The organism is Ruegeria sp. AN6, assembly GCF_056540425.1.
This window is the reverse complement of sequence record NZ_JBQFWR010000001.1, coordinates 710,696-732,474: the sequence shown is the minus strand read 5'-3', so window position 1 is coordinate 732,474 and position 21,779 is coordinate 710,696. Positions and strand designations below refer to the sequence as shown.

Sequence of the window (21,779 nt, the reverse complement as noted above, 5' to 3'; positions counted from 1 at the left end):
ACGTCAAGGGGGGGATTGATCTAATTTTTGCCTGGTTTGTGCGCCTCATAAGCTGCTTCTAGCTCAGAACGCAGGAAATTTCCGAATATCAGGGGGTTGTACCTGGGATGACCAGTGCCAAGTAGAGGTTGAACGATTGTATTCACATGCGGATCAAAGAAGAAGGGAACGCTGTATCGTTCACGCCCTGAGCGATTGATAACGCGGTGAGGTGTTGACATGAGCTGACCGTTGCTCATGCGGTGCAACATGTCGCCCACATTCACGACAAACGCATCCGGGTTTGTCGGAACATCGACCCAGTTTCCCGCAGGTGTCTGAACCTGCAATCCGCCGACCTGATCCTGGGCCAGCAAGGTCAGACATCCGAAATCCGTATGCGGCGCAGAACCGAACAGGTCGTCCGGACTGGTATTGGGCTGCGGTGGATAGTGCAGAAGGCGCAACCAGATAGTAGGCTCGTCAAAGGCCGATAGGATCGAGAAATCAGTTGTCCCGCACGCCAAAAGTGCAATCCTCATCAGTCGGCGGCCCAATCCGGACATGACCTCGACATAGGTCTCAAGTGTATCACGGAACTGCGGCAATTCTGGCCAGCGATTGGGGCCAGAGAGATAGATATTCGGATCAACGGATGCGTCCTCGCGCATCATCATGAAACTGGCGGATTGATTGGGTTTGGTGACATCAGCGAGGGAGGAGTTCACATCCGTCGACGTATTGATGGCAATATAGCCGCGATGGGTTGTATCGACCGCGATTGCTTGTTTTTCGGACAATGGCAATGCGTGAAATTGCCTGGAGGCTTCGAAGACAGTTTGAATCAGGGCTTGGTCGATACCGTGATCAACAATATATCCAAAGCCGGTTGTTCCGTAGGCAGCGCGGAAATCGTTGGCGATTTCCTCGTCACATCGTTCACCCAGTCGCACGACCGGGATTTCTGTGAATTCTGTCATTTCTCTCTCGCTTTGTTGGGATGGTTTCAGGGGCGAAGCGTGCCCCCGATCTATCCCGCAAAGCGTTTGCGCCGATGTCCGTAGTGGCGTGCGAGTATGACGCGACGTGGCAAAGGTTGAAGAGAATACCGCATAGCAGGATTAGTTCATTGAGATTTGGTAAACGTCAATATCCATCGATCTGACCTTCCTGCTGCCAAGGTTTGACCAGATTTCCGAAGCGGGTGAACTGGGCTTCAAACGAAAGCTCTACCGTGCCTATGGGGCCGTGGCGTTGCTTGCCGACGATGACTTCGGCTTTGCCATGCAGGCGCTCCATGGCTTGCTTCCACTCTTCCATCTTTTCCAACTCGTGATCGCCGGGTTTCTCGCGTTCTTTGTAGTATTCCTCGCGGAATACGAACATGACCACGTCAGCGTCCTGTTCGATCGATCCTGATTCCCGAAGGTCTGACAGTTGTGGGCGCTTGTCGTCGCGGTTTTCCACCTGACGGCTGAGCTGTGACAGGGCAATGACCGGGATGTTCAGTTCCTTGGCGATGGCCTTCATGCCCATCGAAATCTCGGCAATCTCGTTGACCCGGTTCTCAGCCATGCCCCGGCAGAGTTGCAGATAGTCGATGACCAGCAAATCCAACCCATGCGTACGCTTCAACCTCCGCGCACGCGCTGCAAGCTGAGAGATCGGGAGGGCGGGGGTGTCGTCAATGAACAGCGGGCAGGCTTCTAATTCCTTGGCCGCATCCACAAAGCGACGGAACTCGGATTCTGTCATGTCGCCTTGGCGGATCTTGTGCGAAGAAATCTCCGAGGCTTCGGCCAGTACACGTCCCGCGAGTTGTTCGGCGCTCATCTCCAGCGAGAAGAACCCGACAACACCGCCGTCAACTGCGCCTTCGCTGCCATCGGGTTTCTGCCCGCGCTTGTAAGCCTTGGCCACGTTGAACGCGACGTTGGTCGCCAATGAGGTTTTACCCATCGACGGACGCCCGGCCAGAATAATCAGGTCGGATGGGTGCAACCCGCCCAATTGCTTGTCGAGATCGGCCAGACCGGTGGAAATCCCCGCCATACCGCCACCGCGCTGGTACGCCTCGTTGGTGACGTTGACGGCTTCTGTGACCGCCTTAAGGAAGGATTGAAATCCTTGTTCGGTCTGGCCCTGCTCGGATAACTGATAGAGCTGTTGTTCGGCCTCGACGATTTGTTCCTTGGGTTCACTGGCCACATCGACCCGCGCTGCCTTGTCCGAAATGTCCCGGCCCAGACGGATTAACTCGCGTCGGATGGCAAGGTCATAGATCATCTGGGCGTAGTCATGCACCGCAAAGGCACTGATTGAAGCGCCCGCCAGTTTTACCAGATAGGCCGGACCACCCAGTTCTTTCAGACCCTCATCTTCAGCCATGAATGATTTTAGCGTGACGGGTGAAGCCAGCGCATTTTTTGCGATACGAGTTGATGCGACTTCGTAGATGCGCGCATGAACCGGATCATAGAAATGCTCAGCCCCAATAATCGATGCGACGCGATCATACAGATCGTTGTTCGTCAGAATCGCACCCAGAAGCTGCTGCTCGGCCTCGATGGAGTGCGGCATTGTTTCCGGATTCTGAATCTGTGCGGCTGCCTGCTCGATACTGCTGATCTCGTTCATTGCTGCTCTCTATGCCCCTTGGGCATGTTCCATAGCCGAGCCCCGTGAGTCGGGGCAAATTGTATGTTTTTGGGGATAGGCTGTGCATATCTCCAGACCCCATCATATTGAAGGATGATGAGGTTGCTCGTCAACATATTGTGCGATTGGATCGCATTGCGCGATCATTGTTTCCAAGGCGCGCACAGATGCCGTTGCGTTAGCTTTTGTGGGTTTCCTGCCATGCACGTGGGTCGTTGAGGAAGGCCTCGACCCCGTCCAGCGTCTCATTGTCGAACGCTTTCTGCACCTTAGCCTCTGCCAGCACATCCCACCAGGTGCAAAGGCTGTGCAGCTTTACGCCATGATCGCCCAGTGTCTTCTCGGTTTCAGGGAAAATGCCATAGTAGAAGATTACTGCTGTATGGCCGCAGGTCGCACCCGTCTCACGGATCGCATCGACAAAGGACAGTTTCGAGCCGCCATCGGTGGTCAAATCCTCAACCAGCAGCACACGTTCGCCCTCGGTCATCGCGCCCTCGATACGGGCATTGCGGCCATAGCCTTTGGGTTTCTTGCGCACATAGGTCATCGGTAGCGCCATGCGTTCCGCAACCATGGCGGCAAACGGGATACCCGCAGTTTCACCGCCTGCAATGTTGTCGAATGCCTCGAACCCTGCGTCGCGCATCACTGTGACAGTCAGGAAGTCCATCAGGGTTGAGCGGATGCGCGGGTAGGAGATTAGCTTGCGGCAGTCGATATAGGTCGGGCTGGGCAGGCCGGATGCCAGCGTGAAGGGCTCGCGCGAGTTGAAATGAACCGCCTTGATCTCCAGCAGCATCCGCGCAGTCAGGCGGGCGATTTCGGTGCTGTCGGGGAAAGAACTGGGGATCATGGCGCAAACCTCTGGGCTGGAAGGGTGTCGCTGGCTGATAGCCCGACCTCTGGCCCAGAGTCGAGGGGGCTGACCAAAAGAAAAGCGGACCCCCAAGAGGTCCGCTTTGCCCTTACGGGCGGCAGAGCGCCAAGGTGGGCTTAGCTGCTCATATCGTAGGCGCGTTCCCCATGTATCGAGAGGTCGAGCCCGTTTGTTTCAGTCTCGGCGTCTACGCGAAGCGGGGTGATGAGTGCAACCACCTTGACCAACACAATCGTGACAACTGCCGTAAAGGCACCTACGATGACCAAGCCGCCCAGTTGCGCAGTCCAAGTTCCCAGACCGAAAAGCGCAATCATCAGAGTACCAAAGATACCCCCGACACCGTGAACGGCGAAAACGTCCAGCGTGTCGTCGATGTTCAGCTTGTTACGGATCACATTGACGGCCTCCTGACACAGGATACCTGCGACTGCTCCTATGATCAGAGCCTGAACCGGACCCACAAAACCCGAGGCCGGGGTGATCGACGCCAGACCAGCAATGGTGCCAGTTACAAGGCCGACCATCGAGGCTTTGCCAAAACGGATGCGTTCCCACAACGCCCATGTCAGCGACGCTGTTGCGGCAGACAGATGGGTGACAGTCATGGCCATCGCCGCGCCGCCGTCGGCAGCCAGTTGTGAGCCGCCATTGAAACCGAACCAACCGACCCACAGCATTGCAGCACCCACCATGACATAGCCGGGGTTATGTGGAGGTGTCGTGCGATTGCGTCGCGGTCCGAGGATAACTGCGATGATCAGCGCGGCCAGGCCGGCAGTTTCGTGGACGACAATGCCACCCGCAAAGTCGCGCACGCCGATCTCGCCAAGAATGCCTCCATCCGCCAGCATGCCGCCGCCCCAGATCCAATGGACAACGGGCGCATAGCACAGCAACATCCACAGCGCCGAAAAGGTGAGAACAAAGCCAAAGCCAACACGCTCCACATATGCGCCGATGATCAGGGCAGGGGTGATGATGGCAAAGGTCATCTGGAAGGCAAAGAACAGGATCTCGGGTAAGGTTCCCGCAAGGCTATCGGCGTCCACTCCGTTCAGGAAGGCTTTGCCAAGACCGCCCCAGAGGCCGCTTTCACCCGGTCCAAAGGCGATCGAATACCCTGCGACTAGCCAAAGAATGCTCATCAAACAAGCAATCGAGAAGCAGTGCATGAAAACGCTGAGTACATTTCGGGCACGTACAAGCCCACCATAGAACAGGGCAAGACCCGGCAATGTCATGAACAGGACCAATGCTGTTGCCACAATGATCCACGCTGTATCGGCTCCGTTCATGGGCCGCTCTCCTTTCCCTATTGGGGCGTCGGATAGACAAACCACATCTACCTCCGACACCGCGTGAGTGGTGTGGAGCGGGTTGAAGCCGAGCTGAGGTGGGGAAAAAAGAGGCAGCAATACAAAAAGCCGCCCGTTTAGGCGGCTTTTTTTCAACTGGTGATCAATTTTGCGCCTATCGGGCGTATTTGCCCTAAATTTGGGCAGACTACGAAACGCTGCTCAGCAGCATAAGTAATGCATGATCGCGAGCGGCTTTGCGCACGTTTTCACGCCCCAGAGCACCGAATTCAACAGTCTCGGTGCGGGTCGGTTGGCCATCTGCTGCCAAACCAAAGCAAACACGGCCTTCGGGTTTGTGCTCGGACCCGCCGGGGCCCGCAATGCCGGTGATCGAGACTGCCAGTTGCGCCTGTGAGTTGTGCAGCGCACCTTCGGCCATTTCCTGTGCAACCTCTTCCGAGACGGCACCATGGGCTTCAAGCGTGTCGACGTGTACGCCAAGCATTTCTTGTTTGGCGGTGTTGGTGTAGGTGACAAAGCCGCGCTCGACCACGTCTGAGCTGCCTGGGATGTCAGTCAGTGCGGCGGCGACCATGCCGCCGGTGCAGCTTTCGGCCGTTGCGATCATCACACCCTGCGCCTTGGCGCGGTTCAACAGGTCGATCACGGTCATAGGCCCATCACCCCATGCGCGATGCCAGCAAGGATCACGACGCCGACGGCTGCAAAGATGCCCGCGATCACGTCGTCCAGCATGACACCCATCGGATCACCGCGCCGGTCGGCCCAACCGATGGGGCCGGGTTTGGTGATGTCGAACAGTCGGAACAGCAGGAAGCCTGCGACCCAGCCAGGCCAGAGCGCCGTGATATCGATCCCATGGGCCCATGACGGGTAGGAGATTGCCCAGATTGCGATGAACTGACCTGCGACTTCATCGATGACGATCTCGGACGGGTCGTGGTCATCCTGTCCTGCCGTCATCACGCGCGTGGCCCAAAGGCCGCCGAAGAATGTTGCCAACGTCGCGACGACCAGCAGGGGGAAGCCGCCTAGCGTGTGCAGAACCCAGGCCAGTGGCAATGCAGCCAGCGATCCCCAGGTTCCAGGGGCAGGTCGCAAATAGCCGACGCCGCCGACGGTTCCGATCAAGCGCGCCGCGATCATGACTTCACCAGACAGGCAGTCGCAAGCGACGCAATCCCCTCGCTGCGACCGGTAAAGCCCAGCCGCTCGGACGTGGTGGCCTTGACCGAAACTTGATCGGTGCGAAGGCCCATGATCTGTGCCATTTTGGCACGCATCGCGTCAGCATGAGGGCCGATCTTGGGATACTCGCAGATCAGCGTGCAATCGACATTCGAGATCGCATAACCCATCTGCCCGGCAAGCTCGACGGCGTGGCGCAGGAAAATCTCACTGGTCGCACCCTTCCACTGCGGGTCGGAGGGTGGGAAATGCTGCCCGATATCGCCCCGTGCCAACGCGCCATAGATCGCGTCGGTCACCGCATGCATACCGACATCGGCATCTGAATGGCCTTGAAGCCCGCGCGAATGCGGCACTATCACACCGCACAGGATCACGTGATCTCCGTCCCCAAATCGGTGCACGTCATAGCCGTTGCCCAGCCTTACATCCATGTTCATACCCATTATGTGTTCCGCCCGTTCGAAATCTTCGGGCCGGGTTATTTTCAGGTTATCCGCATCGCCCGGAACGATCGCCACATCAATCCCGGCAGCACGCGCAACTTCGACGTCATCTGCCGCGCCTCCGGGATGGTAGGCGTGGGCGGCTGTGATCGCGCCATAGTGAAACCCCTGCGGCGTCTGCGCGGCGTAAAGAGCAGACCGATCCTGTGTTCCTGTCACCACCGATCCATCTCCGGTCCAGAGTGCGTCAGTGACGGCCAAACCCGGAGCCGCTGCAGGATGTGCATCGAGCGCAGCCAGCACATCCCGGATTACCCTCGCGCTGACACAGGGACGAGCGACATCGTGGATCAAGACCTTTTCGACGCTGTGTGCTTCCAACGCCTGCAAGCCGCTATGCACAGATCCGGCCCGGTCGCTGCCACCCGGTGCAAGGATCAGGTCTGTTGCAGAGAATTCTTCCCAGGCAGATGTATCGTCTTCCGCCAGAACAAGAACGATATGATCGACGAGCCCTTTGAAGCGATCAATGGTCCAATCTGCCACGCGCTGCCCACCCAAAGCGCGCCACTGTTTAGGCACTCCGCCTCCGGCGCGCTGGCCGCGCCCGGCGGCGACGATGATGGCGGCTGTGGTCATCTGCGGGTTCTCCTGATTGGGCATTGTTTAGGGGGCGGTGAATGCAGAGGCAATCACCCACGTCAATCTGCCTAAAGATTAAGCATCTGATGATTTAGCGGGCTTGAATGCCGTCGATTTGTTGTTCATATGCTGCAATTTCGATATTAAAAGCGCAACTGCTCAAGGATTAAGCACATTGACCCTGCGTCTTGCTGAGAAGGACCTGACCCCGCCGGTGCTGCTGGCACCTATGGCCGGAATCACCGACCGGCCTTTTCGGGATCTTGTGATGCGCTTCGGTGCAGGCATGGTGGTCAGCGAAATGGTTGCCAGCCAAGAGATGGTGCAGGCCAAACCTGGCGTCCGTGAACGGGCAGAACTGTCGGCGGATGTTGAGAACACGGCGGTGCAATTGGCCGGTCGCGAGGCGCACTGGATGGCCGAGGCTGCCCGGCAGGTCGTCGACCGGGGCGCCCAAGTGATCGACATTAACATGGGATGTCCAGCAAAGAAGGTGACCAACGGCTATTCCGGTTCAGCCCTGCTGAAGACGCCGGATCACGCGTTGACGCTGATAGAGGCCGTGGTGGATGCCGTGGACGTACCGGTCACGTTGAAGACGCGCCTGGGGTGGGATGACAAATTGCTGAACGCGCCGGATGTGGCGCGACGGGCGCAGGATGCTGGCATCCGGATGGTCACCATCCATGGGCGTACGCGCTGTCAGTTCTACAAAGGTCGGGCAGATTGGCAGGCGATCCGGGCGGTGAAAGAGGCGGTCTCGATCCCGGTCGTCGCAAATGGGGATATTATTGATACGGAGGCCGCGCAAACCGCGCTGGTGCAGTCTGGTGCGGATGGCGTGATGGTGGGCCGGGGCGCGCAGGGTAAGCCATGGCTGCTGGCGCAGATCTGTCACGATCTATATGGAGCTGCAGCTCCGGACATTCCGGTGGGAGCCGACCTGATCGAGATGGTGCGCGCCCACTATCAGGCGATGCTCTCATTCTACGGTACTGAGCTGGGCTTGCGCGTCGCACGCAAGCATTTGGGATGGTACATGGATGAGGCCCGGACGCCTGCCACCTTACGGCGCGCAGTACTGACATCACGCGATACGGATGAAGTTCTGCAACTACTGGGCGATGCTTTGAACAGCTCGGCAGAGGTGGCGGCATGACCTCGGATCAGAGCATCTGGACCTCGCTGCCGGTTCCGGCCTTTATCATCGATCCTGACGACCGCATATCGGATGTCAATTCTTCGGGTGAGGGGTTCCTGAACGCTTCGCGCAAAGCTGTAATCGGGCATCCAGTCTGGGATCAGATCGCAGTCGATGCGCCCTTGGAAGAGGCTTTCATACGCGCCCGTCAGCAGAGCACGCCCCTGTTTGTGAATGATGTGGATGTGGGCTCGGGTAATCGTGCACCGCTGCAATGTGCCCTGCAGATCGCGCCATTAATGGGGCATCCCGGATCCATGATTATGATCATCTCACCACGTGAATTGTCTGGGCGGATGACCCGAGGCAATACCGTGAAATCGGCGGCGCAATCGGCCATTGGCATGGCCGAGATGCTGGCGCATGAAATCAAAAACCCTCTGGCCGGGATCACCGGTGCGGCACAGTTGCTCAGCATGAATATCTCACAGCAAGATCTAGAATTAACAGATCTTATTGTCGAGGAAAGCCGTCGTATTGTGAAGCTGCTGGAACAGGTGGAACAGTTCGGAAACCTGTCTCAGCCTGATTTCAAGCCTGTCAATATACACGATGTTTTGGACCGCGCGCGCAGATCGGCGCTGCTGGGGTTTGGCGCTCATATGACCATTGTTGAGGATTACGATCCATCTTTGCCACTGGCATACGGAGATCCGGACCAGTTTTTGCAGGTGATTTTGAATCTGCTCAAGAACGCCTCTGAGGCTGCTGATGGCAGTGGCATAATCCGGCTTCGAACCTATTTCGAACATTCGTTCCGGCTGCGTCGCAGTGATGGTTCCGGTCACTCGCTGCCTTTGCAAATCGAGATCATCGATGACGGTCCCGGATTGCCGGAGAAAATTCAGGGCGAGATTTTCGATCCGTTTGTTTCGGGTAAAGAAAACGGAACCGGCCTGGGGCTGGCGCTGGTCAGCAAGATCATATCCGACCACGACGGATGGATATCAGCGGAATCGGTGCCTGGGCGCACAGTATTCCGTTTGTCCCTGCGGCGCGCGCCGCAGGGCACATATGACAAGGAGAGCATCTGATGGATGGCACAGTTCTAGTTGCCGATGACGACCGCACGATCCGCACGGTTCTAACACAGGCCCTCACGCGGGCGGGGTGCAAGGTGCATGCCACATCTTCGCTGACCACGCTCATGCGCTGGGTGGCCGAAGGCAAGGGCGACGTGGTGATTTCGGATGTAGTGATGCCGGATGGAAACGGGCTCGAGATGTTGCCGAAGATCGCACAGGATCGACCTGGATTGCCGGTCATCGTGATCTCGGCCCAGAACACCATCATGACGGCCATTCAGGCTGCCGAGGCGGATGCCTATGACTATCTGCCCAAGCCCTTCGATTTGCCTGATCTAATGAAGCGGACCGCACGGGCGCTTGATCAGAAACAGCATGCTCAGGTTGAGCCTGTCGAAGCCAGCGAAGATCGTCCAGACGAGTTGCCGCTTGTTGGGCGAACCCCAGTTATGCAAGCGCTCTATCGTCTTGTGGCGCGGGTGATGAACACCGATCTGTCAGTGATGATATCGGGTGAAAGTGGTACAGGTAAATCTTTGATTGCGCGCGCTATTCACGATTTTTCAGACCGTCGAACACTGCCTTTTGTCACCGCGACTGCCGCTGATCTAAGTGATCTGGAAGGCCCGGCGCGAGTCATGGCGCGCGTGCGGGGCGGCACGCTGTTGATCGATGAGATCGCCGATATCGATGACGAGATTCAGGCCCGGATCGTGCGCATGATGGACACTCCGGGCGATCATGTGCCGCGTTTCATGGCCACCAGCCAATCTGACCTTACTGACGCAATGGAAAGCGGTCGCGTGCGGCAGGACCTTTATTATCGTCTCTGCGGTGCGACAGTACATGTTCCTGCTCTGCGAGAACGCGTTGATGATATCACGTTGCTCACCGACCATTTTCTTGCGAGGGAAGAGCGCGAAAGCGGGACGAAACGCCGCCTCAGTCCTGAAGCTGTGGAGCTTGTGCGTCGATATTCCTGGCCTGGGAATGTCCGGCAGCTGGAAAATGCCATCCGTCGTCTCAGCCTGACAAGCCGTGCAGAAGAAATCTCTCGCACCGAAGTTGAGATGGTTTTGGGCAGTCAGCCTGAGGCTGAGCCGGTTCTGGGGGATGGCGAGCGTGAAAAACTGTCAGCTTCGGTGGGGCGCCACCTGCGGCGTTACTTCGATTTGCACGGGAATATCCTACCACCGCCCGGGCTCTATCAGCGTATTTTGCGTGAAGTCGAAGCGCCTCTGATCGAAATTGCGCTGGATGCGACCGGTGGAAATCAAGCAAAATGTGCTGATCTTCTGGGGATTAACCGAAATACGTTGCGGAAAAAGATTACCGACCTCGATATTCAGGTGACACGCCGCCGCAAACTGATGTAATATCGCCACACAAACCGTGGCATTCGGGTTCGACCCCGGGAACGACCACGACATATGGCGGTAAGCCGCGCAAGCGGCACATCAGAATGAGGGCAGACGGTGGCAACCCGGGCACAGAACGGGCCGATCCTATCGATCAACCGGTGGCGCAAGTCCCGGAGGATGCGCAATTTCAGTACCTTGGGTCTGGTCGTGTTGGGCCCCATTCTGGCGCTGGCAACTTATCTGGTCATTGGTCCCTTTGATTTAGGCGCGGCGGCGCCGACGCTGAGGCTGATTCTGCTGGCCGATCTGGTTTATGTGCTGGTCGTCGCAGCGTTGGTGTTGGGGCAGTTATTCAGTCTGATCGCCGCTCGACGCGCGAAATCAGCAGGGTCACGGCTTCACCTGCGCCTGATTGGCGCGTTTACGCTGCTGGCTCTGGTTCCTACCGTTACGGTTGCTATTTTTGCAGGGCTTACGGTGAATATCGGCCTTGAAGGCTGGTTCTCGGATCGGGTTAGGCAGGTTGTTGGGTCATCTCTTACGGCCGCCGAAGCCTACGAACAAGAGCACCGCGAAGGGCTGACGCAGGACGCGATCGTTCTGGCGCGATTTCTCGATAACGCTCGATCATTAGATTACTACATCTCAGATGCCGAATTGCGTGAGGTTCTGGCGCAGGGGCAGTCCCAGATTCAACGCGGTTTGCGTGAGGCCTATGTGATTGATGGCAGTGCTGAAATTCGGTCGCGTGGTGATCGGTCCTACCTGTTCGACTACGAGGCACCGACGCCCGAAGAGATGATTGAGGCCAATGATCAGGGTGTGGCGATTATCGCAGATTGGGAGAACAGCGAGTTCCGCGCTCTTGTACCATTGCAGGCCTATCTGGACCGATACCTATATGTCAGCCGCGAGGTTGACGGACAGCTTTTGACCCTACTGGATGAGACTAAAGAAACCGCGCAGTTTTACAGTCAGCTCGAAAGTGAGCGTGGTCGGGTACTGTTCGAGTTCGGTCTTCTGTATCTGGGTTTCGCGGTGATCCTGATATTGGCGGCTATGTCGCTGGGCATGTGGTTTGCCGAGCGCCTTTCACGTCCCGTAGGGCGGCTGACAACGGCTGCGCAACGGGTCGGTGCAGGTGATCTGAGCGTTCAGGTCATCGAAGAGGCCAGCGATGATGAAATCGCGATGCTGGGCCGATACTTCAATCAGATGACCCGCCAGTTGAAGGGGCAGCGCGATACCTTGCTGGAGAATACGCGCCAGATCGAACGCCGCCGAAGGTTGTTCGACTCGGTGCTCAGTTCGGTGACGTCGGGGGTTGTGGGCGTTGATTCCGAAGGGTGCGTAACTTTTGTGAACCGGTCCGCAGAGCGCCTGTTGGGTTGGTCGGGCGGTGAGCATCATCTTGCGATAGGCATAGCCGTGCCCGAATTCTTGCCATTGTTCGAAACGCTCAAGGACAGCGGGCAAGAGGCTGTTCAGGGCGAAGTGAAAGTGACTAGAAAGGGTCAATTAGAGAACTTGCTGGTACGCATGGCGACGCGTCGAGGTGAAGATGGCGGCTTGGAAGGCTACGTTGTGGCCTTTGACGATGTGACCGATTTGGTCAGTGCACAGCGCATGGCGGCTTGGGGCGATGTGGCCCGTCGCATTGCGCATGAGATCAAGAATCCTCTGACCCCGATCCAGCTGAGCGCCGAGCGGATCAAACGTAAGTTTTCGCGCAAGCTGGATGAAGAAGACTGCAGTAGCCTTGAATCGATGACAGATGTGATCGTGCGTCAGACCAATGATCTGCGACGGATCGTCGATGAGTTCTCGAAGTTCGCGCGGATGCCCGAGCCGGAGCGGCGCGAAGAAAACATTGTGACGCTGGTGCGTGAGGCGGTGTTGTTGCAGCAGGCGGGCCAACCCGATGTTCAGATCGACGCGGATCTGCCCGAACAGCCTATTTTGGCGGATGTGGATTCGACCATGTTGAGCCAGGCCTTGACTAACCTGATCAAGAACGCGGGCGAGGCTATTGAAACGCTGAAAGAAAAAGGCGCCCCGGACAATCTTGAACCTCAGATTAAGGTGGCGGTCAGCAATGAAGATGCGGGAACGCAGATCACCATTGCCGATAACGGCATCGGCCTGCCAGAAGATCGGGCGCGGCTGTTTGAACCTTATGTAACCACGCGTGACGAAGGCACGGGCTTGGGCCTGCCTATCGTCAAAAAGATAATCGAAGAACATGGCGGAGCGCTGACATTAGAAGATGCGCCCACATTTGACGGACAGGACCATTACGGCGCGATGGCTGTCATTCGTCTTCCTGGGGCCTCAGGCGGCCCGACAGATGCGCCGGAAAAACAGGCGATTAAAGCAAACAAACTGAAAGCAGGCCAAAGATGAGCGACATTCTGATCGTAGATGACGAACGCGATATTCGCGAATTGGTGTCCGATATTCTAGAGGACGAAGGCTATTCCACACGGCTGGCGGCAAACTCGGATGAGTGCATGTCGTCGATCAATGCCGAACCTCCCGGACTGTTGATCCTGGATATCTGGCTGAAAGACAGTCGTATGGATGGGATTGACATCCTGAAGGCGGTGAAACGCGACAACCCGGATGTGCCGGTGGTGATCATTTCCGGGCACGGCAATATCGAGATTGCGGTCGCGGCGATCAAACAGGGGGCATACGATTTTATCGAAAAGCCTTTTAATATTGATCAGTTGATGGTGGTTATCCGCCGCGCGATGGAAACTTCGCGCCTGCGCCGCGAGAATGCCTCGTTGAAACGGCAGGAAGTCAGCTGTTCCGATATGATCGGCAAATCGGCTTCGTTCCGGGCGATGCAGGGGCAGTTGGATAAGGTGACCAAGTCCAATGGTCGGGTCATGCTCAGCGGTCCGGCAGGCTCGGGCAAAGAGATCGCAGCACGTTATATCCACGCCCATTCCAATCGCGCCAATGCGCCATTCGTCACGGTAAACTGCGCCGGGATCGAGCCTGAGAGGGTCGAAGAGGTTCTGTTCGGCCGTGAATCCTCGGAGCGTGGTGTCGAGTCAGGCCTGCTGGAAGAGGCCCATGGCGGGGTCGTCTATTTCGACGAAGTCGCTGATATGCCGCTGGGAACGCAGTCCAAAATCTTGCGTGTGCTGGTCGATCAGCAGTTCCAGCGCGTCGGCGGGTCAGACAAAGTGAGGGTTGATCTGCGCGTCATCTCTTCGACCAACCGCGATCTGGAACAGGAAATTGCAGCAGAGCGGTTCCGCGAAGAACTGTATCATCGTCTGAACGTTGTACCGATCGCAGTTCCTTCTCTGGAAGAGCGCCGCGAAGACATTCCGGTTTTGGCGCAGCATTTTATCGAGATGTGCAACGACACGCAGGGCCTGCCAGTGCGTGAACTTTCCGATGAGGCCGTCGCGCTGCTTCAAACGATGACATGGCCGGGCAATGTGCGTCAGCTCAAGAACCTGATCGAACGGGTACTGATCCTTGGGGATAGTACCGGCCCGATTGAGGCACGCGAACTGCCCAATGAAGAAGAGAAGGCAGATGAAACCGGACGGGTGGTCCTGTCCGGTGCTCTGGCAACGCTGCCGCTTCGCGAGGCCCGCGAAGCCTTCGAACGTGAGTATCTGCTGACGCAGATCAATCGGTTTGGTGGTAATATCAGCCGCACTGCCAGCTTCGTCGGCATGGAGCGCAGCGCCTTGCACCGCAAGCTCAAGTCCTTGGGGGTCGTGACCTCGAACAAGTCAGGTGCGCGGGTGGCGCAGATTGATGAGCCCGAACCCGCAGAGTGATTTGCTTCAATGACCGCAGATTGCTCGAAGACCACAGCCGTTTCCATTGGTTTTCCAGCATTTGGAAGGCGGCTGAAACGGCTGCGCCGCGTGGTTGGCCTGAAGCAATCTGCCCTTGCTGATCTGATCGAGGTTGATCAGGCCACGATTTCTCGGTGGGAAAATGGTGGCCAAACCCCTTCGGCCCATGTTCAACAGGTTGTTTTTGCGGCGCTTGGTCCGGCAAAGGCACAAGATTCCGCGCTTAAACGTCTGGTGGTAAACTCGTCCGAGTGCCTACACCTTGTTGAAGAAGCCACACACACTTGCCTTGCCTATTCGGCCAGTCGTGCACGAGATTGGAAAACCTCTCAGCACGCGTTGCTGGGCGTATCACTCTGGCAATTTGCGACGGATGAGATCCGACAGGCTGAGGCGGAACTGCAACTCGATGGTTGGTGGGATTTGCACTCGCCTGCGCCCAAGGCGTTTCTGACCTCGGAAGCCGTGCATGACCAAATCAGAATCAGCGCTGGACGGATCGTTTGGGAGCGATTGTATCTTTCGGATGGCACCCCGGTTCGTCTGGTCAGCGGTCGGCGAGAGGGTGCCGCATAATTTATGCGTTCCGCTGGTGTGTAGGTCGCGATAGACCGAGTATATGAGCGACTCTTTCCGCGCATTTCTGCAAGTAATGCTGATTTGGTTCGCAGGCCTCGGGGCTGCGACCCAGTTTGCCAAGATCGCCGTTCCGTTTGCTGACATTGGATTGCTTTATCCCGATCATGCGGCGGTGATCGGCTGGCTGCTATCGATTATCAGCCTGATGGGAGCAGCGCTGGGTGCGATGTCGGGTGCGATTGCGGCGCGGATCGGGCCAAACCGTCTGCTTTTGTCGGGTTTGGTTCTTGGGGGTGCATTGTCAATATTGCAAGCAAGTCTGCCGGGATTCCAATTGATGTTGCTCAGCCGGGTGGTCGAAGGGCTATCCCATCTTGCGATTGTTGTCGCGGCACCGACCTTGATTGCACAGATCACAACCGGTCGCGCTAGGTACAACTCTATGGTGCTATGGAGTACGTTTTTTGGCGTAGCCTTTGCGTTGAATGCCTGGTTCGGGTTGCCAATTGTCGACCGCTATGGATTGCCGGTGTATTTTGCCCTGCATGGCGGATTGATGTTGGTGATTGCCGCGCTGATAGCGTTCAGCAAATTGAAGATCGACATAGATCAGCCAGCCGGCACGAGGTGGAGTTTATCTTCTTTGCTTGGTGTGCACCTAAGGACCTATCGCTCGCCATTCATCTCGGCTCCGGCGATCGGATGGTTCTTCTACACGCTCACTTTCGTCTCGCTTCTGGCAATTCTGCCGGGGCGCTTACCCGAAGGGCAGGGTGCTTCGATCGCAGCTTTGATGCCGTTGGCCGGGATCGTGTTGTCATGGTTGCTGGTACCGCTGCTTTTGACCGTGATGTCCTGCGTCAGTGTCGTGAATCTGGGATTCGCCATGGGGATTCTGACGATCATTTCGCTGTTTCTGGGGGCTCCGCTTGCCTTCGGATGCATCGCATTGTTTGCGGTTCTTGGGCTTGTTCAGGGCGGTAGTTTCGCTGCTGTGCCCGAGTTGAACTATACTGCCGAGACCCAAGCGTTAAGCTACGGCGCAATGGCGCAGATGGGGAATGCTGGAAATCTGCTAGGGACGCCAGTTTTACTGGCCATTCTTTTGGGCGCGAAAGAGGTCGGTATGTTTTTGGCCGTGGCTGCATTCTATGGCATTGCCATATTTGTTCATCTCGCGCTGGCCAAGCGTCGCAAATCAGCCGGCTTGTCCCGGAGTGATGATTTGAAATGACCCGTCTTCAAACTTTACGAAACACGACTCAGTGCTCAGCGGTGGAAGAGTTGTGGTACGTGCGGGTGCAACCCGCGATTTGACACCTTGTTTGCAGGGCGGCAGGCTGACCGGGCGGTACCCTTTCTGCGCCATACACTGTGCTTCGACCTTCTTTCTTAGCCCCTGATTCACGTCTACGGTATAGATCCGTCCGGGTTCCCACCATCCAGGGTTGCGATAGCAACGCCCACGGCCATCACAATAGGTGCGCCCGGGCCAGTATACCGGTGGGCTCTGACGGATTTGATTGGCGACAGGGGCGTCTTTAAGAGCTTGCACCTGACAGTTTGTGGTTTCGGTCTGCATACGCGCAACGCTTTCGCCCTCGCGGTAATACAGCGAAAGCGGACCACAGGCAGATAGTGTCAGCAAGCAAATCAGAGCGGGCAGAATTGTTTTCATACAGTTACTTTGGCTCAGCTTGTCATCCATGACAATTCAATTGACCGCTTTGGGGGCATCTGTCATTCAAAGATTTCAGGCAGAAAGGCCAAGAGTATGAAGGTCATCATATGCGGTGCCGGCCAAGTGGGCTGGCAGATTGCGCGTCACCTTTCGGGCGAACTGAACGATGTAACGGTGGTCGACAACAACCCTGATCTGGTGCGTCGCGCGACTGAGACGCTGGACGTGCAGGGGATCGCCGGATTCGCCAGTTATCCGGATGTACTGGATCGGGCAGGGGCCCGCGACGCTGATATGATCATTGCTGCGACCCATTCGGACGAGGTGAACATGGTCACCTGCCAGATGGCGCACTCGGTTTTTTCGATCCAGCGCAAGATCGCGCGTCTGAGGTCTAAATCCTATCTCGAAGCGATTCACTCCGATCTTTATCGACGCGATCATCTGCCCATCGACGTGGTAATTAGCCCTGAACGCGAGGTCGCTGCCGCTGCAATGCGCCGTCTGTCGGCTCCGTCGGCTTTCGATACCGAGATTTTCATGGACGGTAAGGCGCAGCTGCTGGGTATTCGGGTTGAAGAAGACTGTCCAATCGTCAACACTCCGCTTCGCCAGCTGACTGATTTGTTCTCGACGCTCAGTTCAATCGTTGTTGGTGTTCGTCGTGAAGGGACGTTGTTCGCGCCTGAATCCGAGGATCAGCTGTTTGTTGGTGACGAATGCTATGTCTTTACCAGCGTCAAGGATGTTGATCGCACGATGGAGGTGTTCGGCAAAGCCCAACGTCAGCAAGATCGAGTCGTCATCGTGGGTGGCGGAAATGTCGGGTTGGAAGTTGCCCGCACGCTGGAAGAACGTGAAAGCCGCGTCCGTGCCAAGATCATCGAGCGCGACCGCCGATGCGCGGAAATCGCTGCCGAGGGGCTGGAGCGCACCATCGTATTGAATGGCGACGGTCTGGATTCGTCTTTGCTGAGCGAGGCAGGTATTGAACGCGCCGATGCGATGCTGGCAGTCACAGACGACGATCGCACCAACATGTTGGCTGCGGTGCGTGCCAAGGGCGAGGGCTGCCCGCTGGCCATCGCTTTGATCAATGACCCCAGTATGGTCGCCCTGATGGGGCCGCTGGGAATCGACGCTTATATCAATCCGCGTGCGACAACAGTAAGTTCGATCCTGCGCCACATCCGTCACGGTCGGGTGCGTCAGGTTTATTCTATTGGCGACGCCGAAGCCGAAGTTATTGAGGCCGAAGTCCTGTCGACTTCTCCGATGGCGGGGCAAAAGCTGCGTGATATTGATTTCCCCGAGGGCGTATTGGTCGGTGCCGTCCGCAAAGGAGACGAGGTGCTGCGCCCAACTGGAAGCCTCCGCATTGACGAGAAGGATGTCGTTGCAATCTTTGCTATGGCCAAAGACGTGCCCGAGGTTGAACGTCTGATGCAGGTCTCGATCGATTTCTTCTGATGTTGCAGGCACGTGGACAGCAACGGATCGGAGTATTGCGGCGACTACCGCTGTTGCTGATGATCTGGGGAATTGTCGCGCTGTCGATGTGGATTCCCGCTGCCTACGCGCTGGCACTGGATGATCACGATACCTCACGATCTTTCTTTTATTCCGGGCTGTTAGGTGTGTTCGCTGTCTTGATCATTGCGCTTGCGATGTCGAACCGAAAACCCCGGCGCGGGACGCTTGGCCAATTGGCGGTTCTACTTGCCGCGTTCACCTTGTTGCCGATCTTTCTGGCCATACCGTTTCATGATGCGCTGGGAACAACCAGTTTTCTAAATGCTTATTTTGATATGGTCAGTGCGCTGACAACAACCGGCGCTGACCTGTTCCCGGATCCCCAGCGTCTGTCTGCACCGCTGCATTTGTGGCGCGCTTTGGTTGGATGGATGGGGGGGCTGTTGATGTGGATTTCTGCAGCGGCGATCCTCGCGCCTTTGTCGTTGGGTGGATTCGAGGTAACCGCAAAAGGGCAACCTGGTCGACCGGTCTCGGGCGTTGCCCAAAGCGAAAAGACCGATCCAAGAGGCCATCTGATCCGCGTGTCGCGCGCTTTGGCTCCGATTTATGCCGGATTGACAGCGGTGATCTGGGTTCTTTTGCTGATCGCAGGCGAACAAGGCTTAACCGCAGTGTGCCACGCGATGTCGGTGATGGCGACCTCGGGTATTTCGCCTGTGGGCGGGCTGGAAGGATCAACAGCAGGTATAACCGGCGAAGCTATCATGTTCCTGTTCCTTTTCTTCGCGTTGTCGCGGCTGACCTTTTCGACCGATACAGCGACCTCGGGCTATTCGCGGTTGGACAAAGACCCTGAGTTTCGGATCGGTATCTTTATCGTGCTGGCGGTTGCGGTATTGTTGTTTATCCGAGTTCTGGCGGGAACGGCCGAGCTTGGTATTCAGATCGAGATTGTGCAGGCGTTGCACGTGGCTTGGGGTATGGTGTTCACTGGAATGTCTTTCTTGACAACAGCCGGATTTGAAAGCGCGAATTGGAACGATGCGCAGCAACTATCGGGCCTCGGGACACCTGGTTTGATCCTGATGGGTTTGGCGTTGATTGGCGGCGGTGTTGCAACAACCGCAGGAGGGGTCAAACTGCTGCGCGTTTTTGCACTTTATCTGAATGGTAAGCGCGAAATTGACCGACTGATCTATCCGTCTTCTGTCAGCGGCGAAGGCGGAGGCAACCGACGTATCCAAAGCGACGGGGCCTTCATCGCCTGGATCTTCCTGATGATGTTTGCTTTGACGTTGGCTCTGTTCGATTTGCTTCTGGCCGCCATGGGTGTCGGGTTTGAGCAGGCGATGGTGCTGAGCGTTGCGGCGCTGAGCACAACGGGGCCGCTGATTGAATTGGCAACTGATGTCCCCATTCGACTTATTGATCTGTCTGGTGCAGCCAAACTGACAGTTTGCGCTGCGATGGTTATTGGCCGTTTGGAAACCCTGGCGATCGTCGCACTGATTACACCAACCCTGTGGCGCGATTGACCCTGCGGCAGGCGTCCGCTGTTACTGCATGATTTTTCATCTGGAATATCTGCGCGCACCACTCCATACTCCGCCGGAGGGAGCGCGTTGGTCCGCAGCGCGTAGCAAGAACAATGGCGAGATTAAAACAATATGGCTTCGGACAGACAGAATCTGCAGGACGCGTTCCTGAATAATGTACGGAAAGCAAAAGTCCCGGTCACGATATTCCTGATCAATGGCGTGAAATTGCAGGGTGTAATCACCTGGTTCGATAATTTTTGTGTGTTGTTGCGCCGCGACGGACAGTCGCAGCTGGTCTACAAACACGCGATTTCGACCATCATGCCGTCACAGCCGATCAGCCTGTATGAGGGCGAAGACGCCTCTTGATGGAACATGATAGGACGCGCACCCGTGCCTGGGTGCTGCATCCGGAAATCAAATCAGATGAACAGCGCCGCGTTCCAGAACCGGCGCTGGAAGAGGCGGTGGCATTGGCTGCCGCTTTGCCCGATCTGGATGTGGTCGGTTCCGAAGTTGTACGTCTACAGCGGGCTCAGGCGGGATTGCTGTTCGGCAGCGGCAAGATCGAAGAGTTGGGTGAGCGTTTCCACGAGAACGAAGTGGAACTGGTTCTGATCGACGGGCCAGTCACGCCTGTTCAGCAACGAAATCTTGAAAAGGCCTGGAAGGTCAAAATCCTCGATCGAACCGGGCTGATCCTGGAGATTTTCAGTGATCGTGCGCGTACCCGCGAAGGGGTGCTACAAGTCGAGATGGCGGCACTCAGCTATCAACGAACGCGATTGGTGCGGGCTTGGACCCACCTTGAACGGCAGCGCGGCGGATTGGGATTCGTTGGCGGGCCGGGTGAAACCCAGATCGAAGCGGACCGCCGTGCGATCGATGAACAATTGGTGCGTCTACGGCGGCAATTGCAGAAAGTCGTCAAGACCCGCACGTTGCACCGCGCCGCACGGGCCAAGGTTCCGTACCCAATCGTTGCGTTGGTCGGCTACACCAACGCCGGGAAGTCCACGCTATTCAATGGCCTGACCGGGGCCAAGGTGATGGCGAAAGATATGCTCTTTGCCACGCTTGATCCCACAATGCGGCGGGTCGAACTGCCGGATGGTCCCGAAGTGATCCTTTCGGACACAGTGGGTTTCATCTCGAACCTGCCGACAGAACTGGTTGCCGCATTCCGCGCCACGCTGGAAGAGGTGTTGGGTGCCGATCTTGTGGTTCATGTTCGAGACATTAGTCATGAAGAAACCGAAGCGCAGGCGCAGGATGTCGAGACGATTTTGACCTCTCTTGGGGTCGAGGATGACCGGCCCCGGCTAGAAGTCTGGAACAAAATTGATCTTCTCAGCCCCGAGGATCGCCAGGCCACGCTGGCTCGATCCGAGCGTGATCCGGCAATATTTGCGATTTCGGCTGTAACAGGCGAGGGGATTGCGCCTCTTTTGTCTGAAATTGCCACGATCCTGCAGGGCGCCCGGCATGAATCAACACTCTCTTTGACGTTCGCTGAAGGTCAAAAGCGGGCATGGTTGTTCCGTCAGGAAGTCGTGAGATCCGAAGAGCAGACCGAGGATGGTTTCGAAATCACTGTGCTTTGGACTGACAAACAAGCGGCCCGCTTTGCCGCGCTTTGAACTTAGGACCCACTCAATAAAAAGGGTTGTCGATGACACAGGCTGAAAAGAAGGTTCATTTGCGCGGTCATATTACGGTGCCTCAGGACCGGTTGGAACAGGTGCGACAAGCGCTGCCTGCTCATGTTTCACTGACCCGTGCAGAGGCGGGGTGTATCTCATTCGAAGTCTGCGAAGATGCCAACCAGCCCGGTCGGTTTGAAGTGTCCGAGGTGTTTGCAAACAGGGCGGCCTTTGAGGCGCACCAGGACAGGACGAAAAACTCGGACTGGTATCGGATCACGCAGGGCATTCCCCGTGAATACATTGTGACTTCAGAGTAAGGCGCGCGGA

The 21,779-nt window shown here is 56.8% G+C and carries 20 protein-coding genes; 12 read left to right on the top strand and 8 right to left on the bottom strand.

Going from position 1 to position 21,779, the window contains the following annotated elements:
* Nucleotides 1-20: 20 nt before the first annotated feature.
* The 7 genes from ACR0MQ_RS03570 to ACR0MQ_RS03540 form a co-directional block, all read right to left on the bottom strand.
* Nucleotides 21-959: an isopenicillin N synthase family dioxygenase gene (locus ACR0MQ_RS03570; protein WP_480605970.1), complete on the bottom strand. Its 939-nt coding sequence runs from the start codon at nt 957-959 to the stop codon at nt 21-23.
* A 166-nt stretch (nt 960-1,125) separates the two neighbouring features.
* Nucleotides 1,126-2,616, bottom strand: coding sequence for a replicative DNA helicase (locus ACR0MQ_RS03565; RefSeq protein ID WP_170470688.1), 1,491 nt, complete (start codon nt 2,614-2,616; stop codon nt 1,126-1,128).
* 199 nt (nt 2,617-2,815) lie between these two features.
* On the bottom strand, nt 2,816-3,493 hold the full coding sequence (locus ACR0MQ_RS03560; RefSeq protein ID WP_480455015.1) for an orotate phosphoribosyltransferase: 678 nt from the start codon (nt 3,491-3,493) through the stop codon (nt 2,816-2,818).
* A gap of 140 nt (nt 3,494-3,633) precedes the next feature.
* Complete coding sequence (locus ACR0MQ_RS03555) at nt 3,634-4,815, bottom strand: ammonium transporter (protein ID WP_480605967.1); 1,182 nt, start codon at nt 4,813-4,815, stop codon at nt 3,634-3,636.
* Between the two features lie 208 nt (nt 4,816-5,023).
* Complete coding sequence (locus ACR0MQ_RS03550) at nt 5,024-5,491, bottom strand: CinA family protein (protein WP_010440353.1); 468 nt, start codon at nt 5,489-5,491, stop codon at nt 5,024-5,026.
* Nucleotides 5,488-5,985, bottom strand: coding sequence for a phosphatidylglycerophosphatase A (locus tag ACR0MQ_RS03545; RefSeq protein WP_170470685.1), 498 nt, complete (start codon nt 5,983-5,985; stop codon nt 5,488-5,490). The genes ACR0MQ_RS03550 and ACR0MQ_RS03545 overlap by 4 nt, the downstream gene beginning before the upstream one ends.
* Entirely contained in the window at nt 5,982-7,112 is a 1,131-nt protein-coding gene (locus ACR0MQ_RS03540; protein ID WP_480605964.1) for a bifunctional 2-C-methyl-D-erythritol 4-phosphate cytidylyltransferase/2-C-methyl-D-erythritol 2,4-cyclodiphosphate synthase, read from the bottom strand. Before ACR0MQ_RS03540 ends, ACR0MQ_RS03545 begins: the two co-directional genes overlap by 4 nt.
* A gap of 178 nt (nt 7,113-7,290) precedes the next feature.
* Here ACR0MQ_RS03540 and dusB point away from each other — a divergent pair, with 178 nt between their 5' ends.
* The 7 genes from dusB to ACR0MQ_RS03505 all read left to right on the top strand — a co-directional run bounded on the left by dusB (nt 7,291) and on the right by ACR0MQ_RS03505 (nt 16,345).
* The gene (dusB, locus tag ACR0MQ_RS03535; protein WP_480455010.1) at nt 7,291-8,274 is read left to right on the top strand and encodes a tRNA dihydrouridine synthase DusB; all 984 of its coding nucleotides are present in this window, start codon (nt 7,291-7,293) and stop codon (nt 8,272-8,274) included.
* Nucleotides 8,271-9,350 carry an ATP-binding protein gene (locus ACR0MQ_RS03530; RefSeq protein ID WP_170470680.1) on the top strand — a complete coding sequence of 360 codons (1,080 nt, stop codon included), beginning with the start codon at nt 8,271-8,273 and terminating at the stop codon, nt 9,348-9,350. The genes dusB and ACR0MQ_RS03530 overlap by 4 nt, the downstream gene beginning before the upstream one ends.
* Nucleotides 9,350-10,717, top strand: a complete 1,368-nt coding sequence (locus ACR0MQ_RS03525) for a response regulator (RefSeq protein ID WP_170773989.1) — start codon at nt 9,350-9,352, stop codon at nt 10,715-10,717. The genes ACR0MQ_RS03530 and ACR0MQ_RS03525 overlap by 1 nt, the downstream gene beginning before the upstream one ends.
* A 162-nt stretch (nt 10,718-10,879) precedes the next feature.
* Complete coding sequence (locus ACR0MQ_RS03520; protein WP_480606170.1) at nt 10,880-13,105, top strand: sensor histidine kinase NtrY-like; 2,226 nt, start codon at nt 10,880-10,882, stop codon at nt 13,103-13,105.
* Entirely contained in the window at nt 13,102-14,511 is a 1,410-nt protein-coding gene (gene ntrX / locus ACR0MQ_RS03515) for a nitrogen assimilation response regulator NtrX (protein WP_010440346.1), read from the top strand. The genes ACR0MQ_RS03520 and ntrX overlap by 4 nt, the downstream gene beginning before the upstream one ends.
* Nucleotides 14,512-14,520: 9 nt before the next feature.
* Entirely contained in the window at nt 14,521-15,108 is a 588-nt protein-coding gene (locus ACR0MQ_RS03510; RefSeq protein WP_480605959.1) for a helix-turn-helix transcriptional regulator, read from the top strand.
* A 43-nt stretch (nt 15,109-15,151) separates the two neighbouring features.
* Entirely contained in the window at nt 15,152-16,345 is a 1,194-nt protein-coding gene (locus ACR0MQ_RS03505) for an MFS transporter (protein WP_480605956.1), read from the top strand.
* Here ACR0MQ_RS03505 and ACR0MQ_RS03500 read toward each other — a convergent pair.
* Complete coding sequence (locus ACR0MQ_RS03500; RefSeq protein WP_170773996.1) at nt 16,310-16,789, bottom strand: hypothetical protein; 480 nt, start codon at nt 16,787-16,789, stop codon at nt 16,310-16,312. The two genes, ACR0MQ_RS03505 and ACR0MQ_RS03500, sit on opposite strands and share 36 nt — an antisense overlap.
* 96 nt (nt 16,790-16,885) lie before the next feature.
* Here ACR0MQ_RS03500 and trkA point away from each other — a divergent pair, with 96 nt between their 5' ends.
* The 5 genes from trkA to ACR0MQ_RS03475 all read left to right on the top strand — a co-directional run bounded on the left by trkA (nt 16,886) and on the right by ACR0MQ_RS03475 (nt 21,769).
* The gene (gene trkA, locus ACR0MQ_RS03495) at nt 16,886-18,262 is read left to right on the top strand and encodes a Trk system potassium transporter TrkA (protein ID WP_010440342.1); all 1,377 of its coding nucleotides are present in this window, start codon (nt 16,886-16,888) and stop codon (nt 18,260-18,262) included.
* A complete protein-coding gene (locus tag ACR0MQ_RS03490) occupies nt 18,262-19,803 on the top strand; it encodes a TrkH family potassium uptake protein (protein ID WP_010440341.1) in 1,542 nt (513 codons plus the stop codon). The genes trkA and ACR0MQ_RS03490 overlap by 1 nt, the downstream gene beginning before the upstream one ends.
* Before the next feature lie 132 nt (nt 19,804-19,935).
* Entirely contained in the window at nt 19,936-20,175 is a 240-nt protein-coding gene (hfq, locus tag ACR0MQ_RS03485; protein ID WP_010440340.1) for an RNA chaperone Hfq, read from the top strand.
* On the top strand, nt 20,175-21,446 hold the full coding sequence (gene hflX / locus ACR0MQ_RS03480; RefSeq protein WP_170773998.1) for a GTPase HflX: 1,272 nt from the start codon (nt 20,175-20,177) through the stop codon (nt 21,444-21,446). The genes hfq and hflX overlap by 1 nt, the downstream gene beginning before the upstream one ends.
* 32 nt (nt 21,447-21,478) lie before the next feature.
* Complete coding sequence (locus ACR0MQ_RS03475; protein WP_170774000.1) at nt 21,479-21,769, top strand: putative quinol monooxygenase; 291 nt, start codon at nt 21,479-21,481, stop codon at nt 21,767-21,769.
* The last annotated feature ends 10 nt before the right edge of the window (nt 21,770-21,779 follow it).

Coding starts and splice junctions, on each gene's coding strand:
- ACR0MQ_RS03570 (WP_480605970.1), bottom strand. CDS start 959: ATGACAGAATTCACAGAAATCCCGGTCGTGCGACTGGGTGAACGATGT.
- ACR0MQ_RS03565 (WP_170470688.1), bottom strand. CDS start 2,616: ATGAACGAGATCAGCAGTATCGAGCAGGCAGCCGCACAGATTCAGAAT.
- ACR0MQ_RS03560 (WP_480455015.1), bottom strand. CDS start 3,493: ATGATCCCCAGTTCTTTCCCCGACAGCACCGAAATCGCCCGCCTGACT.
- ACR0MQ_RS03555 (WP_480605967.1), bottom strand. CDS start 4,815: ATGAACGGAGCCGATACAGCGTGGATCATTGTGGCAACAGCATTGGTC.
- ACR0MQ_RS03550 (WP_010440353.1), bottom strand. CDS start 5,491: ATGACCGTGATCGACCTGTTGAACCGCGCCAAGGCGCAGGGTGTGATG.
- ACR0MQ_RS03545 (WP_170470685.1), bottom strand. CDS start 5,985: ATGATCGCGGCGCGCTTGATCGGAACCGTCGGCGGCGTCGGCTATTTG.
- ACR0MQ_RS03540 (WP_480605964.1), bottom strand. CDS start 7,112: ATGACCACAGCCGCCATCATCGTCGCCGCCGGGCGCGGCCAGCGCGCC.
- ACR0MQ_RS03530 (WP_170470680.1), top strand. CDS start 8,271: ATGACCTCGGATCAGAGCATCTGGACCTCGCTGCCGGTTCCGGCCTTT.
- ACR0MQ_RS03525 (WP_170773989.1), top strand. CDS start 9,350: ATGGATGGCACAGTTCTAGTTGCCGATGACGACCGCACGATCCGCACG.
- ACR0MQ_RS03520 (WP_480606170.1), top strand. CDS start 10,880: ATGCGCAATTTCAGTACCTTGGGTCTGGTCGTGTTGGGCCCCATTCTG.
- ntrX (WP_010440346.1), top strand. CDS start 13,102: ATGAGCGACATTCTGATCGTAGATGACGAACGCGATATTCGCGAATTG.
- ACR0MQ_RS03510 (WP_480605959.1), top strand. CDS start 14,521: ATGACCGCAGATTGCTCGAAGACCACAGCCGTTTCCATTGGTTTTCCA.
- ACR0MQ_RS03505 (WP_480605956.1), top strand. CDS start 15,152: ATGAGCGACTCTTTCCGCGCATTTCTGCAAGTAATGCTGATTTGGTTC.
- ACR0MQ_RS03500 (WP_170773996.1), bottom strand. CDS start 16,789: ATGAAAACAATTCTGCCCGCTCTGATTTGCTTGCTGACACTATCTGCC.
- trkA (WP_010440342.1), top strand. CDS start 16,886: ATGAAGGTCATCATATGCGGTGCCGGCCAAGTGGGCTGGCAGATTGCG.
- ACR0MQ_RS03490 (WP_010440341.1), top strand. CDS start 18,262: ATGTTGCAGGCACGTGGACAGCAACGGATCGGAGTATTGCGGCGACTA.
- hfq (WP_010440340.1), top strand. CDS start 19,936: ATGGCTTCGGACAGACAGAATCTGCAGGACGCGTTCCTGAATAATGTA.
- hflX (WP_170773998.1), top strand. CDS start 20,175: ATGGAACATGATAGGACGCGCACCCGTGCCTGGGTGCTGCATCCGGAA.
- ACR0MQ_RS03475 (WP_170774000.1), top strand. CDS start 21,479: ATGACACAGGCTGAAAAGAAGGTTCATTTGCGCGGTCATATTACGGTG.